We start from the raw sequence: 13,967 nt of genomic DNA, 5'->3' as shown, positions 1-13,967 counted from the left end.
CGACTACTCCGCCGCTTCGGCGAGTTCGTGTTCGGCGAGGTATCGTTCCGCTTCCAGCGCCGCCATGCAACCCATGCCGGCCGCAGTGATTGCCTGACGGTAAACGTCGTCGGTCACATCGCCGGCGGCGAAGACGCCGGGGATGTTGGTTTCGGTGGTGCCCGGCTTCACCTGCAGGTAGCCCCCGGGCTTCATGTCGAGCTTGCCGGCGAAGATCGCGGTGGCGGGCGCGTGGCCGATGGCGATGAAAATGCCGTCGATCGGCTGCTCATAGGTGCGGTTGCCGGCAATGTCGCGCAGGGTCACGGTATTGACCGAAGGCGGCATGGGCGCGCCGCCGACTTCGACCACTTCGGTATTCCAGCGCACTTCGATCCTGGGATTTTTGAACAGGCGGTCCTGCAGGATGCGCTCGGCGCGGAACTCGTCGCGGCGATGCACCAGAATCACCTTGCTGGCGAAATTGGTGAGGAACAGGGCTTCCTCGACCGCGGTATTGCCGCCGCCGACCACCAGCACTTCCTTGTTGCGATAGAAGAAGCCATCGCAGGTGGCGCAGGCAGAGACGCCAAAACCCTGGAATTTCTGCTCGCTGGGCAGGCCCAGCCACTTGGCCTGGGCGCCGGTGGCGATGATGACGCTGTCGGCCGTATAGACCGTGCCGCTGTCGCTGGTCAGCACGAAGGGACGCCTGTCGAAATCGACACCGACGATGATGTCATTGACGATCCTGGTGCCGACATGCTCGGCCTGGGCCTTCATCTGGTCCATGAGCCAGGGGCCCTGGATGACATCGGCAAAACCGGGGTAATTCTCGACATCGGTGGTGATGGTCAGCTGCCCGCCGGGCTGCAGACCCTGGATCATCACGGGTTCCAGCATGGCGCGCGCCGCATAGATAGCGGCGGTGTAGCCGGCCGGACCGGACCCGATGATGATGACTTTCGCGTGCATCGCGACGCTCTCCGACAAATGCGAATACTCCCTCTCCCCTAGTTAAAGGTCGAAGGAGCATTCTTTCAAGGCAAACCATTCCATTGGCAGCCACGTGCCTGTGGAACAGACTGAAATGTCACACCCTGGTCAGGCAAATGCCCAACCTTTGGGCATCAGACATACTTTATCTTGATGATTTCGTAGCTTCGGGCACCACCGGGAGCGGCGACCTCGAACGAATCGCCTTCGGACTTGCCGATCATGGCGCGGGCGATGGGCGAGGAAATCGAGATGCGGCCGGCCGAGGCATCGGCTTCGGGATCGCCGACGACCTGGTAGGTCTTTTCCTCCTCGGTGTCCTCGTCGAGATAGGTAACGGTGGCGCCGAACTTGACCGAGGTACCGCTGAGCTTGCTGACATCGATGATATCGGCGAGCGCCAGGATGGTCTCGAGTTCCTTGATGCGGCCCTCGTTGAGGCTCTGCTGTTCCTTGGCGGCCGAATATTCGGCGTTTTCGGACAGATCCCCATGGGCGCGCGCTTCTGCAATGGCGTCGATGATACGACGGCGCTCGCTGGCAGTGCGGTGCTCAAACTCGACGGTCAGGGCCTTGTGGCCACCGATCGTCATCGGAATCTTTTCCATTTCGTCGCCTCCAATCGGCTCGGCATAAATAGCTTCTCCCAGCCAAAATTCCGTTCGGCGTGCGCTTCACGATTTTGTTTTATGGGGAAACAGCTTCAAATTGCCCGCCTGCCGCGTTTCGGTCAAGCGGGTGTCGTCAGGAACATGGTCATGTTTGCACGCGCGTTCAAGTTTTTGCCTCCGATCGCAGCGAAAGGCCCGCCAATGTACCGCTTCGCCACCACCTTCGGGGCGCTTCTGGCGCTGATCGCCACGCCGGCCGCCGCGCAGACCGTCGAATCCAGCGCCGGCAATCTCACCGCCACGGTCATCGCCGAAGGGTTGGACCATCCCTGGGCGCTCGGCTTCCTGCCCGACGGGCGCATGCTGGTGACCGAACGCAGCGGGCAATTGCGGGTGATCGCCGATGGCGTGGCGGGCACGCCGATCGCTGGCGTGCCCAATGTCTACAACCAGGGGCAGGGCGGCTTGCTCGACCTGGCCCTGGCGCCCGATTTCGAAAACAGCGGACAGATCTATCTCACCTTCTCCGAGCGGGCCGAGGATGCCGGCCAGCAGCGCGGGCAGGGGACGGCGGTGCTGGCGGCCCGGTTGGTGCTCGAAGGCGATGGCGGGCGGCTGGAAGACCAGAAGGTCATTTTCCGCATGAACCGGTTCACCACTACCAATCGGCATTTCGGGTCGCGGGTGGTGATCGGGCAGGACGGCAACCTGTTCGTGACTTTGGGCGAGCGCGGCGAGCAGGACCGGGCACAGGATTTCGCCGATCTCGCCGGGGCCATCGTGCGGATTGCGCCTGACGGTTCGGTGCCGGATGACAATCCCAAGCCGGAAGGCTGGGCGCCGGAATTGTGGAGCAAGGGCCACCGCAATCCGCAGGGCGCGACCCTGCGCGAAGACGGCGTGCTGTTCACGGTGGAGCATGGCGCGCGCGGCGGCGACGAGGTGAATATGCCCCGGCCGGGCGCCAACTATGGCTGGCCAGTCATCACCTATGGCGTCGACTATTCCGGCGTGCCGATCGGGGAAGGCACCGAGAAAGCCGGGCTGGAGCAGCCGCTGCATTACTGGGACCCGTCCATCTCGCCATCCGGGCTCGATTTCTATGACGGCGAGCTGTTGCCGGAATGGCAGGGTGACCTGCTGGCAGGCGGGCTCAGCGGCCAGTTGCTGGTGCGGCTCGATATGGAAGGCGATGCCGTTGTCGGCGAGGAGCGCCTGTTCGCGGGCCAATTGGGGCGCATCCGCGATGTGCGGGTGGGGCCGGACGGGGCGATCTATCTGCTGACCGACGAGGATAATGGCCGATTGATCCGCGTGGCGCCGGAGGGACGCTAGGTCTTTACCGCGCGCCAGGCGGCGTCGGCGAAGAATTCGGCGATGCGGGTGGCTTCGTCCGGGGGGGTGGCGCCGGCGCGGCAGAGATAGGCATAGGCCGGCCCCAGCATCAGCGCGTGCGCGATGGAGAAGGGCAGATTGCGCACCGCGCCGGCGGCGCTCATGCGGGCATATTGGGCGGCCCCCACGGTCTGGCCGTTGTCGAGCAAATCCCGCACCGCGGCGAAATCGGCATCGGCGGACTTCAGGGTGCGGATTTCGTCCATGAAGCGGAATCGCGCGGGATTGGCGAATCCCCAAAGCATCAGGCCGCGCACCGACGCCTTGAGGACGGCTTCCGCAGAGGCATCGGGATCGAGCGCGGGAGCCGAGAGGTCTGCCCAACCTGACACAGATTCGCGCAACAAGGCTTCGGCCAGCGCGCCCTTGCCGGAAAAGAAGTGATAGATGCTGCCGGTACTGGCGCCGCTGCGGGCGCGAATGTCGGCAATCGAGGTGGCCGCATAGCCCTTTTCGAGAAAGGCGGCGAGGGCGGCATCGAGTATCTGGCGGCGGCGGTCGATGGTCATGCGCACAATCTAGACGAAACTAGAATTATGTTCTATCACCTTTCTAGAACGATGTTCTATAGAGATTGAAATGACTGACAATGTTGCAATCGTGAGGGCGTATGTGGACGCCGTGACCCGGTTTGACGTCGGCGCCGTTGCGTCGCTGCTGCATCCCGATATGCAGTTTCATGAACTGCCCAACCGCATCCGTCCGGCGGGAGGCGTGGATGACCTGTCCGCCATGATGGAGGGGTTGCGCCGTGCCGGCGAGGGCAAGGTGCTGAGCGGGCAGCGCTATGTTTTCGACGATGTCATTGCTGTCGGCGACCGGGTGGTCGTGGAAGCGCGTTGGGAGGGCGACCTGGTCATTCCCGTCGGCCGATTGCTGCCGGGGGACGTCATGGTGGCCCATATCTGCATGGTGTTCCGCCTGAAGGACGGGCGCATCATCGAACAGCGCAACTATGACTGTTACGAGGATTTCAGCGCGGTGGCCTGAGGCTGGTGGTAAGTCCGACCGTTTTGACTGGGCCTTGCCGGGTGTAAGAATATGATTGATCGCGGTGGAGATCACTTGCTTCCGCGCTGTGATCCATCGACAATGTATACACGCAGCAAGCCGGAGCCGTGCCATGGCCGATACAAGTCACATTGTTGGGGGCGGACCCAAGAAGGTTCTGTATACACTTGCGACCATTGCCCGCATGGGCGTGGGCAAGGCCGGCAAGGCGCTGACGGCCAAGAATGCGTGCAAGGCCTGTGCCTATGGCATGGGCGGGCAGCGCGGCGGCATGACCAACGAACTCGGCGAATTCCCGTCGGTCTGCAACAAGAGCGTGCAGGCGCAGTCGACCGATATCCAGCCGGCCATTCCATACGCGATCTTCGAGCATGAGCTGGAAGATTTGCAGGAGCTGAACGGGCGGGAAATGGAGCATCTGGGCCGGCTGGACACCCCCTTGTTCAAGGCGGCCGGGGCGGATCATTTCGAGCCGGTCGATTGGGATTTCGCCATCGAGCATGCGGCGGCCCGGCTCGGGACCACCGACCCGCAGCGGAGCTTCTTTTATTCCTCGGGGCGCTCGTCCAACGAGGCCGGCTTCCTGTTCCAGTTGCTGGCGCGGGCCTTTGGCACCAACAACGTCAACAACTGCTCGTATTACTGCCACCAGGCGACCAGCGAGGGGCTGGCGACCACCATCGGCAAGGGCACGGCCAGCGTGGAGCTGGAGGATTTGACCGGGGCCGACATGATCTTCGTGATCGGCGCCAACCCTTCGTCCAACCATCCGCGCTTCATCCATATGCTGAAGAACTGCCGCGAGCGGGGTGGGGAGGTGATCGTCATCAACCCGGCCAAGGAGCCGGGGCTGGTGAAGTTCGCGGTGCCCAAGTCGCCGGGCTCGATGCTCAAGGGCGGCAGCGAGATCGCCTCGGACTATGTGCAGCCGCGCATCGGCTCGGATGTCGCGCTGATGAAGGGCATCGCCAAGGCGGTGCTGGAACTGGGCCTGGAAGCGCGGGATTTTCTTGCGGCCCATACCAGCGGGTTCGAGACATTCAAGGCCGATCTCGACGCGCTGGGCTGGGGCGAGATCGTGGAAGCCTGCGGTGTCGGGCGCGAGGAAATCACCCATATCGCGCGGCGCTATGGGCTGGCCGACCGCGTGGTCTTTGCCTGGGGCATGGGCATGACGCATCACATCCACGGCGTTGCCAATGTGGAGGCCATCGCCAACCTGGCCATGCTGCGCGGCATGGTGGGCAAGCGCTATGCGGGCCTGTTGCCGCTGCGCGGGCATTCCAATGTGCAGGGCATCGGCACGATCGGGGTGAAGCCGGTGCTGGCCAAGGCGGTACTGGACAGGATGGAAGCCGCCTTCGGGGTGAAGTTCCCCGAGGAGAAAGGCTTCGATACCATGGCCTGCCTCAAGGCAGCGGAGGCCGGCGAGATCGACAGCGCGGTCATCATGGGCGGCAATTTGTGGGGCGCCACGCCGGACCGGGCCTTTGCCAGCCGGGCGATGGGCGCCATCGGGTTCAAGCTGTTCCTCACCACGACGCTCAATATGGGCCATGTGCATGGCCTGGGCGACGGCGAGGTGATGATCCTGCCGGTGACGGCGCGCGACGAGGAATGGGAGCCGACGACGCAGGAATCGATGTTCAACTATGTCCGGCTGTCCGATGGCGGCATTCGCCGGCTGGAGAATGTGCGGCCGGAAAGCTGGATCCTGGGCGAGCTCGGGCAACGGCTGCTGCCGGATTCGCCCATCCGATTCAAGGCGTTCAGCGCCCATGCGAAGGTGCGCGATGCCATCGCCGCCATTGTGCCGGGCATGGAGCAACTGGCCGATATCGACGTGGCGAAACAGGAATTCCACATCAAGCAACGGGTGATGCATACGCCCGAATTCGGCACTGCCGACGGCAGGGCGCATTTCGTGGTGACGCCACTGCCCAAGCCGCAACGGGAAAGGCTGACGCTGGCGACCGTTCGCAGCGAGGGCCAGTTCAACACCATCATCTACGAGGAAAAGGACAGCTATCGCGGCGGCGCCGGGCGGCATGCGGTGTTCCTCAATGGCGAGGACATGGCGGCGTTCGGCCTCAGCGAGGGGCAGGCGGTGACGCTGGCATCAGATACCGGCCGGATGCCGGCAATCGCCACCCTGTTCGACCTGCCACGGGGCAGCGCCATGGCCTACTATCCCGAGGCCAATGTGCTTGTGGGTACCGCGGTCGATCCACGCAGCAAGACGCCGGCCTTCAAGTCCGTGCCGGTGTGGATCGAGACATAGAAGAAGACAAATTTACCGGCTGGTTACCATATTCATTCATTGTCCGGCCGCTAATACTGTCGAACCAAGTGGCTGTCCTTTGCCGTAAACAGTGCCTGCGCGCAAATGACAATCGTCTGGCCGACCCAAGGTGCATTGGGACGCAAAGATGAATTCGAACGACAATGCGGCCGTAGCCGCATCGCCGCGCGCCATGCGTGTGGTGATGGAGGGCATCGGGACCGAGCTGCAATCCTATTCGAGCAGCAACCTGCAGATCGTCAAGCAGACCAAGCTGCTGGCCATCAATGCCATCATCGAGGCCGCACGGGCCGGGGACGCCGGCAAGGGCTTTGCCGTGGTGGCCGACGAAGTGCAGCGGCTGGCCGATCGGGCGGCCGATATCGCCACCCGTTTCCAGGATGTGCTGGTGGGGCGGATTTCGCTCAGCCGCGCCATGAGCGAGACACTGGTCGACGAGATGGAGGGCGCGCGCCTGATCGACCTGGCGCAATCGCTGGTGCAGCTGATCGTGCGCAACCTCTATGAGCGCACCGCCGACGTGCGCTGGTGGGCTACCGACACGGCGTTCTGGCAGGCGCTGGAGCCCGGCGCCGCCGCCGATGCAGTGGCCTTCGCCGCCGACCGGCTGGCCGCGATCAACAAGTTCTACAGCGTCTATTGCGACCTGGTGCTGACCGATGCGCAGGGCCGCGTGGTAGCCAGCGCCAATGCCAATCATGCCCGCAATGTCCTGGGCGCAGATTTTTCACGCGAGGCCTGGTTCCGCGCGGCGCGCAGCACCAGCTCGGGCGATGCCTATGCGGCGGGCGAGGTGGCGGAGAGCCCGCATCATGGCGGGCGGGAAGCGCTGGTCTATAGTACGGCGGTGCGCAGCAATGGCCGCGCCAATGGCCAGGTGCTGGGCACGCTGGGCGTCTATTTCGACTGGCAGGAACAGGGTCGTTCCATCGTCGAGACCGAGGCGGCGCTGCCACCCAAGATCGCCGAGCGCACCGAGGTCATGCTGCTCGACGGCCATGGCAGAGTGATCGCCTCGACGCGGCCGGAAAGCCGGTTCACCACCTTCGACCTGCGCCGCGAAGATCGCGAGCGCGGCAGCTATTATGACGGGCGGGGCAATATCGTCGCCTTCGCGCGCACCCTGGGCTACCAGGAGTATGACGGGATGGGCTGGTGGGGTGTCATCCTGCAGCGCACCGAGCAGGACGAGACCATCCGGCAGGCATTGGGCATGGCCGGGCGCTGAGCCATTGGTGGCCTTGCAACGACTGCCTTTTCGGTTTGTTTACGCGAAAAGCCGATCCTGAGCTGATCGATCGCAAGCTCAGGCGCCGCCGTGCCCAAACCGTCTGATCCCGACCTGACCAATGCCCTGACGCGGACCTGGGACATGGGGCGTTCCGGCCGCTCGTCCGAGGCGCTGCGGGACGTGCGCGTGCTGCTCGAGGTGGCCCGCGAGGCGGAAGACGATACCTGCGTTGCCCAGTGCCTGACGCAGGTCGGCTGGTTCTGTCTGCAACTGGGCCATGCCGAGCAGGGCATCGACTGCGCTATCGCGGCAAAGGCGCTCTGGGCGCAACTCGGCGATACGGCGCGCGAGGCGCATGCGAGCGCCATCTATGCCTGGCTGCTGGTCGAACTGGGCCTCGTGGATGAAGGCTTTGCCGAAGCCAGTACGGCGGTGAGCCTGGCGGAACTGGCCGATATCCCGTCCATCCTGGCCTTTGCCATCAATGCAAAGGCGGTGACGCTGATGTATTGCCGGCAGGACCAGCTCGTGGGGCCGCTGTTGGAGCGCAGCCTGGCGCTGGTGCGCGACGCGGACGACCCGTGGGCGGAGTCGCTCTATCTCTGCAACCTGGCATTTTCGCAGGTATCGATTGCCGAGGCAGCCGAGAACGACGGCAAGGTGGAAGAGGGACGGCTGTGGCGCGAGCGGGCGCTGGCCACCAATGACCAGGCCATCGCCATTGCCGAGGCCTGTGGCTGCAAGTGGTCGCTGCGCACGGCGCTGTGCAACGGCGCCGAATATTATGCCTTGCTCCAACGCGAGGACGTGGCGAGCGCCTATCTCCAACGGTGGGATGAACTGACCGGCGAGGTCGGCCTGCGCGAGCATATCCATTATCTCTATACGCGCGGCGAACTGCTGACGCGCACCGGGCGGCTCGCGGAAGCCCTGGAATTCTGCGAGCGCGCGGTGGCGCTGGCCGAGGCGAGTTCGCATGCGGATCACAAGGCCAATACTATCCGCAGGCTCTCCGAAGTGCAGGAAGCGCTGGGCAATACCGCCGAGGCGCTGGCGCTCTACAAGCGGTTCCATATCGCCTATCAGCGCCAGATGGGCGAGATGATCCGCCGGCGGGCGCAACTGGTGGAAATGCAACTCGAAACCAGCAAGCTGCGCGTGCAGGCGGCGGCGCTGGAAGAACAGGCGGGACACGATCCGCTGACGGGACTGCCCAACCGACGCAGTCTCGACGCGGCATTCAAGCAGTTGCAAGGCAGCCGCTTCTGCCTCGCCATCGCCGATCTCGACCACTTCAAGGCCATCAATGACCAATATTCGCATCTGGTGGGCGACGCGGTGCTGCAACGAGTGGCCGGAGTGCTGGCCGGGCTTGGCGACTATATGCGCGCCTTCCGGCTTGGTGGCGAGGAGTTCGCCCTGCTGTTCGCCGGACTTGACATCCAGGCGGCATCGGCTGTCGCGGAGGCGGTGCGTGGCGAACTCGAACGCGCGGACCTGACCGATCTGGCGCCGAGGCTGCGGCTGACCGCGAGCATCGGCGTTGCCGCCTCCCGGGGCGGGCCGCTGATGGAACTGATGACGGTGGCCGACCGACGGCTCTATCGAGCCAAGGCATCGGGCCGCAACCGGGTGATCAGCACGGACCTGGTCGAAGAGGTCAGCCTGACGGGCTAGAAGCGCGGATAGGCCACGTAAGCCAGACGCCGGCTGTCCGGCGCCCAGGAATTGACGTTGATGGTGCCCTGACCGCCGAAGAAGCTGGCCAAAGTGCGCTGATTTTCTCCAGTGGGAGACATCAGGCGCAGCAGGACGTCCTTGTTGGCCGGGTGGCCGAGCGTGCCAGGGGGAAAACTGAGGAAGGCCACCAGCCTGCCATCGGGCGACAGGTGCGGGAACCAGTTGACCTGGCTGTCGAAGGTGAGTTGCTCGAGGTCGCTGCCATCGGCGGCGTTCATGCGGAAGATTTGCGCATGGCCGGGCCGGCTCGCTGCCAGTTCGGAGTTGAAGTAAATCCAGCGGCCATCGGGGGAATATTCCGGGCCATCATTGGGCATGGACAGGTCGGTGAGCCTGGTGTCCGGCCCACCGGCCGAGGGGATAATGAAGATATTGGCCTGCCGCTCGTCGCCGCGCTGTTCCACCGCGACATAGGTCAGCGTGGCGCCATCGGGCGAGATGCCGTGGAGATAGTAGTGGAACGGGGTGTCGTGGGTGTTCGACACGCGGCGGGGAGGGCCGCCGGCAAAGGGCAGGGCATAGAGGTGGCCGTCGTCGGAACTGACATAGATGGTGGTGCCATCAGGCGACAGGACGTGGTCATTGTTGAGATTGGCGAGAGCGCCGGTATCGATGGGTTCCGGCATGCCGCCAGTCGGGGCAATGCGGAACAGGCGACCGCCGGCATTGAACACCAGAAACTGCCCGTCGGCGGACCAGTTGGGCGCCTCGATCACCTCCTGGGCGGTGAAGATCACCTCGGCTGCGCCACTGTTATCGATGACGACAAGCTCGGAACGCTGCCCTGGTGCCAGTGAACGGCCGCGGCGCGGGAAGATATAGGTCACGATGGGGCACCGCAGGTGGGAGGACGTGCGCGCAGCCTAGCATGCTGGGAAAAGCGATTTCCAGATGCCACGGCTTCGGCGCAAGCTGTCGCACGTGCCCTTCGGAGAGTTGCCTGATGACCCTGACTCCCCTACATAGGCGGCCAATCACCGAAAACGCCGAAGAGGTCAGCAAGCCGATGGCTCGCCAGTTCATCTACCACATGCACGGAATGTCCAAAGCCTATGCCGGCGGCAAGAAGGTGCTGGATAATATCCATCTCAGCTTCTACCCCGACGCCAAGATCGGCGTGCTCGGCCCCAACGGTTCGGGCAAGTCGACCCTGCTCAAGATCATGGCCGGCATCGACACCGAATTCCAGGGCGAAGCCTGGGCCGACAAGGGTGCCAAGGTGGGCTATCTGGCGCAGGAGCCGGAACTCGATCCGGCGCTGAACGTGCTCGGCAACGTGATGACCGGCGTCAAGGAAAAGAAGGCCATCGTCGATCGCTATAACGAACTGATGATGGACTATTCGGACGAGACGGCCGACGAGGCCACCGCGCTGCAGGACAAGATCGACGCCGAGAATCTGTGGGATCTCGAGTCGCAGGTCGAAGTGGCGATGGAAGCTTTGGGCTGCCCGCCGGGCGATGCCGACGTCACCACGCTGTCGGGCGGCGAGCGCCGCCGCGTGGCGCTGTGCGCGCTGCTGCTCTCCAAACCCGACCTGCTGCTGCTGGACGAGCCGACCAACCATCTTGACGCCGAAACCACGGCCTGGCTCGAGCGGCACCTGCGCGAATTCGAAGGCGCGGTGCTGATCATTACCCACGACCGCTATTTCCTCGACAATGTCACGGGCTGGATTCTGGAGCTCGACCGGGGCCGCGGCGTGGCCTATGAGGGCAATTACTCGGCCTATCTTGGCGCCAAGGCCAAGCGCTTCGCCCAGGAAAAGAGCGAAGACGCGGCCCGCGCCAAGGTGCTGGAACGCGAACGCGAATGGATGGGGCAGAGCCCGCAGGCGCGGCAGTCCAAGTCCAAGGCCCGCATCAAGGCCTATGACGACCTGGTCAAGCTCAACGAAGCCCGCACCATGTCGGGCACGGCGCAGATTATCATCCCGGCCGGCGAGCGGCTGGGCCACAATGTCATCGATATCGACGGGCTCACCAAGTCGTTCGGCGATCGCCTGTTGATCGACAATCTCACCTTCAAGCTGCCGCCGGGCGGCATCGTCGGCATTATCGGGCCGAACGGCGCCGGCAAGACCACCCTGTTCAAGATGCTGACCGGCCAGGAAAAGCCCGATGCCGGCAGCGTGACCGTGGCCGAGAATGTGCATCTCGGGTACGTCGACCAGAGCCGCGACAGCCTCAACCCCAACAAGACCGTCTGGGAGGAAATCTCGGAAGGCGACGAAGTGCTGATGCTGGGCAAGCGCGAGGTGAATTCGCGCGCCTACACCTCCTCGTTCAACTTCAAGGGCGGCGACCAGCAGCAGAAGGTGGGAAACCTGTCGGGTGGCCAGCGCAACCGCGTGCACCTCGCCAAGATGCTGAAATCCGGCGCCAATGTGCTGTTGCTCGACGAACCGACCAACGACCTCGACACCGAAACCCTCGCCGCGCTGGAAGAAGCACTGGAAGAATTCGCCGGCTGCGCCGTGATCATCAGCCACGATCGCATGTTCCTCGATCGCCTTGCCACCCACATGCTGGCCTTCGAGGGCAACAGCCATGTCGAGTGGTTCGAGGGTAATTTCGCGGACTACGAGCAGGACAAGATCCGGCGATTGGGCGCCGATGCGGTGAACCCGAAGCGCGCGACATACAAGCCGCTGACCAGGTAAGCGAACGGGGCACGCTGTCGATTTCAGGGTGCCCCCTTCGGGTCTGCCGAGATAGCACCCGCTTTGGGGTGGGGAGGGGACTGTCCGGTATGCGACTAGGAAGCAGGGTTAGCAGGCGTCATTCCTGGTGAAGGACCGAGCTCGCCACTGCCTGTTGGACGACAGCGACGCCAGACTTCGGTAAAAACGGCGACGCACAAGAGGCCGGACGACGCTAATATCCACAACGATGGCTTGGGACCGATGACCCCGAGGGTCACCGATAGCGCGAACGGCGCTAGTGCAGACAAGCCCAGGCGCCCCATGCCGATCCACCCTAGTCGCTTGCCGAAACCTGCCGTGCCAAAAATGGCCAGTGGCAGCGTGCCGGACACAATGCTGAACAAGCCACTGCCCAGGCCGAAGACAATGGCGAACGCGACGCCGCCCGCGGTCGATGGCGCGGACAGTGCCAAGGTGCTGAGCGCCAGCGGCATGGTAATGGCCGACACAACCGCCAGTGCAGCGGGCGTCAGGTCCTTGCCGAACGCCATGTTGATCAAGCGGCTGGCCACCTGTGCGGGACCGAGCAGCGTTGCCACCCAGACGCCGGCAGTTCCGAGCCCCAGAGCCCCAAGCACCGGCACCATATGGAACAGCGTCGCCGCAGACACGAAGCCGGCCAGGGAGAAACCGAGGACGATCAGGACAAAGACGAGGTCGGCATTGTCGACCGTCATCGGCCTCGGTGCGGCAGACGTTTCCACCGGCCGGGTGGCAGCGATCCGCGCGAATCTGGAGAGCCAGAGATGGAGAGGCAGGCAAACGCCCAGGTTCAGGCCCGCGAACAGGAAGTAGACCTGGTGCCAGTCCATGGCCTGCAGCAGCCAGGTGGTGAGCGGCCAGAAGATGGTCGAAGCGAACCCGGCGATGAGCGTCAGGTAGGTGATGCTGCGTTGTGCCCGGGAGCCCGTCGTCTGCGCCAAGAAGGCGAACGCGGTCGAATAAAGTACAAGGGCCGATGCCAATTCGACGAGGATCATGCCGGCTAGGAACATGGCCGTGTGGGCTGCGAGGCCGCAGACCGCCAGAGCCGCTGCCGCGCCTATCGATCCGAGCGACATGACCCTGCTGGCGCCGGCCCGGTCGGCCCACCCGCCCGCCCAGGGAGAGACGATTCCGCCGGCTAGCAAAGCTAACGAGATGCAGCCGTAGATCCACTCCACCGCGACGCCAAGGTCGTGGGAAATGCCCGGTGCCAGGATGCTGAAGCTGTAATAGAGGGTGCCATAGCCGATGATCTGGGTGACGCCGAGCGCCCATATGGCGCCGGCGTTCGAATGGGTATCGGCCATCGTTTCCTAGATCGACTTCAGGCCGACCCGCTCCTCGAGTTTGGCTGCCGCTTCCTTGCGCTCGCTGTAGCGGGAGGTCAGATAGCCGGACAGGCCGCGGTTGATCAGCGTGAATTTCACCAGCTCTTCCATGACGTCGACGACCCTATCGTAGTAGGATGACGGTTTCATGCGACCCGCCTCGTCGAACTCCTGGAACGCCTTGCCTACGGAAGACTGATTGGGGATGGTCACCATCCGCATCCAGCGACCGAGGATACGCATCTGGTTCACGGCGTTAAAGGACTGCGATCCCCCGGAAACCTGCATGACGGCCAGCGTGCGTCCCTGGGTGGGCCGGATGGCTCCACCCGGCAGCGGTATCCAATCGATCTGCGCTTTCATCACCGCCGACATTGCGCCATGCCGCTCGGGCGACGTCCACACCTGACCCTCGGACCACAGCATGGCCTCGCGCAACTCTTGCACCTTGATATGTGTGTCGGGCGCGTCGTTCGGCAGCGGCAGGCCGTTGGCGTGGAAGATACGAACCTCGGCGCCGAAGGTTTCCAGCAGACGCTGCGCCTCGAGGGTAAGCAGCCGACTGTAGGAGCGTTGCCGCAGCGAGCCGTAGAGCATCAGGATGCGGGGCCTGTGCTGCAGGTCGGGAGCGCTCAGCTTCGAGAAGTCCGGGATCTCGAGCGCTGCCGGCACGACGTTGGGTAGA

General features: G+C 63.9%; 12 protein-coding genes. 6 read left to right on the top strand and 6 right to left on the bottom strand.

Translation table 11 applies throughout. The features are described 5' to 3' along the window. Nucleotides 1-3 precede the first annotated feature (3 nt). Together trxB and greA are read right to left on the bottom strand one after the other, a co-directional pair. A complete protein-coding gene (gene trxB, locus ASD04_RS05905) occupies nucleotides 4-954 on the bottom strand; it encodes a thioredoxin-disulfide reductase (RefSeq protein ID WP_056253958.1) in 951 nt (316 codons plus the stop codon). A 155-nt stretch (nucleotides 955-1,109) separates the two neighbouring features. Then, nucleotides 1,110-1,583 carry a transcription elongation factor GreA gene (gene greA, locus ASD04_RS05900; protein WP_056253956.1) on the bottom strand — a complete coding sequence of 158 codons (474 nt, stop codon included), beginning with the start codon at nucleotides 1,581-1,583 and terminating at the stop codon, nucleotides 1,110-1,112. A 204-nt stretch (nucleotides 1,584-1,787) separates the two neighbouring features. On the opposite strand from greA, the gene ASD04_RS05895 reads away from it, so the two are divergent. Further along, the gene (locus ASD04_RS05895; RefSeq protein WP_056253953.1) at nucleotides 1,788-2,921 is read left to right on the top strand and encodes a PQQ-dependent sugar dehydrogenase; all 1,134 of its coding nucleotides are present in this window, start codon (nucleotides 1,788-1,790) and stop codon (nucleotides 2,919-2,921) included. Here the strand turns inward: ASD04_RS05895 and ASD04_RS05890 are convergent. Further along, nucleotides 2,918-3,490 carry a TetR/AcrR family transcriptional regulator gene (locus ASD04_RS05890; RefSeq protein WP_056253949.1) on the bottom strand — a complete coding sequence of 191 codons (573 nt, stop codon included), beginning with the start codon at nucleotides 3,488-3,490 and terminating at the stop codon, nucleotides 2,918-2,920. The two genes, ASD04_RS05895 and ASD04_RS05890, sit on opposite strands and share 4 nt — an antisense overlap. A gap of 70 nt (nucleotides 3,491-3,560) precedes the next feature. Here ASD04_RS05890 and ASD04_RS05885 point away from each other — a divergent pair, with 70 nt between their 5' ends. The 4 genes from ASD04_RS05885 to ASD04_RS05870 all read left to right on the top strand — a co-directional run bounded on the left by ASD04_RS05885 (nucleotide 3,561) and on the right by ASD04_RS05870 (nucleotide 9,202). After that, the gene (locus tag ASD04_RS05885; protein WP_082531020.1) at nucleotides 3,561-3,971 is read left to right on the top strand and encodes a nuclear transport factor 2 family protein; all 411 of its coding nucleotides are present in this window, start codon (nucleotides 3,561-3,563) and stop codon (nucleotides 3,969-3,971) included. Between the two features lie 133 nt (nucleotides 3,972-4,104). Beyond that, a complete protein-coding gene (locus tag ASD04_RS05880) occupies nucleotides 4,105-6,273 on the top strand; it encodes an FdhF/YdeP family oxidoreductase (RefSeq protein ID WP_056253942.1) in 2,169 nt (722 codons plus the stop codon). Nucleotides 6,274-6,421: 148 nt separating this feature from the next. After that, nucleotides 6,422-7,522, top strand: coding sequence for a methyl-accepting chemotaxis protein (locus ASD04_RS05875; RefSeq protein ID WP_056253936.1), 1,101 nt, complete (start codon nucleotides 6,422-6,424; stop codon nucleotides 7,520-7,522). Between the two features lie 90 nt (nucleotides 7,523-7,612). Next, on the top strand, nucleotides 7,613-9,202 hold the full coding sequence (locus ASD04_RS05870; protein WP_056253934.1) for a tetratricopeptide repeat-containing diguanylate cyclase: 1,590 nt from the start codon (nucleotides 7,613-7,615) through the stop codon (nucleotides 9,200-9,202). Here the strand turns inward: ASD04_RS05870 and ASD04_RS05865 are convergent. Next, nucleotides 9,199-10,092, bottom strand: coding sequence for a biopolymer transporter Tol (locus ASD04_RS05865; RefSeq protein WP_244488260.1), 894 nt, complete (start codon nucleotides 10,090-10,092; stop codon nucleotides 9,199-9,201). The genes ASD04_RS05870 and ASD04_RS05865 overlap by 4 nt on opposite strands. 179 nt (nucleotides 10,093-10,271) lie before the next feature. Here ASD04_RS05865 and ettA point away from each other — a divergent pair, with 179 nt between their 5' ends. Next, the gene (gene ettA, locus ASD04_RS05860; protein WP_056255437.1) at nucleotides 10,272-11,927 is read left to right on the top strand and encodes an energy-dependent translational throttle protein EttA; all 1,656 of its coding nucleotides are present in this window, start codon (nucleotides 10,272-10,274) and stop codon (nucleotides 11,925-11,927) included. Between the two features lie 95 nt (nucleotides 11,928-12,022). On the opposite strand, the gene arsK is transcribed toward ettA, so the two are convergent. Together arsK and arsH are read right to left on the bottom strand one after the other, a co-directional pair. After that, nucleotides 12,023-13,261 (bottom strand): arsenite efflux MFS transporter ArsK, encoded by a 1,239-nt coding sequence (gene arsK / locus ASD04_RS05855; protein WP_056253931.1) that lies wholly within the window; start codon nucleotides 13,259-13,261, stop codon nucleotides 12,023-12,025. A gap of 6 nt (nucleotides 13,262-13,267) precedes the next feature. Continuing rightward, nucleotides 13,268-13,954: an arsenical resistance protein ArsH gene (gene arsH, locus ASD04_RS05850; RefSeq protein WP_156461174.1), complete on the bottom strand. Its 687-nt coding sequence runs from the start codon at nucleotides 13,952-13,954 to the stop codon at nucleotides 13,268-13,270. Nucleotides 13,955-13,967: the final 13 nt, after the last annotated feature.

Origin of the sequence: Devosia sp. Root436, assembly GCF_001426345.1 — a bacterium.
Taxonomy (GTDB): Bacteria; Pseudomonadota; Alphaproteobacteria; order Rhizobiales; family Devosiaceae; genus Devosia.
Note: the sequence above shows the minus strand (reverse complement) of the source record. Positions and strands in the feature narration are given on the sequence as shown.

Coding starts and splice junctions, on each gene's coding strand:
- ASD04_RS05885 (WP_082531020.1), top strand. CDS start 3,561: ATGACTGACAATGTTGCAATCGTGAGGGCGTATGTGGACGCCGTGACC.
- ASD04_RS05890 (WP_056253949.1), bottom strand. CDS start 3,490: ATGACCATCGACCGCCGCCGCCAGATACTCGATGCCGCCCTCGCCGCC.
- ASD04_RS05875 (WP_056253936.1), top strand. CDS start 6,422: ATGAATTCGAACGACAATGCGGCCGTAGCCGCATCGCCGCGCGCCATG.
- greA (WP_056253956.1), bottom strand. CDS start 1,583: ATGGAAAAGATTCCGATGACGATCGGTGGCCACAAGGCCCTGACCGTC.
- ettA (WP_056255437.1), top strand. CDS start 10,272: ATGGCTCGCCAGTTCATCTACCACATGCACGGAATGTCCAAAGCCTAT.
- ASD04_RS05880 (WP_056253942.1), top strand. CDS start 4,105: ATGGCCGATACAAGTCACATTGTTGGGGGCGGACCCAAGAAGGTTCTG.
- trxB (WP_056253958.1), bottom strand. CDS start 954: ATGCACGCGAAAGTCATCATCATCGGGTCCGGTCCGGCCGGCTACACC.
- arsK (WP_056253931.1), bottom strand. CDS start 13,261: ATGGCCGATACCCATTCGAACGCCGGCGCCATATGGGCGCTCGGCGTC.
- ASD04_RS05895 (WP_056253953.1), top strand. CDS start 1,788: ATGTACCGCTTCGCCACCACCTTCGGGGCGCTTCTGGCGCTGATCGCC.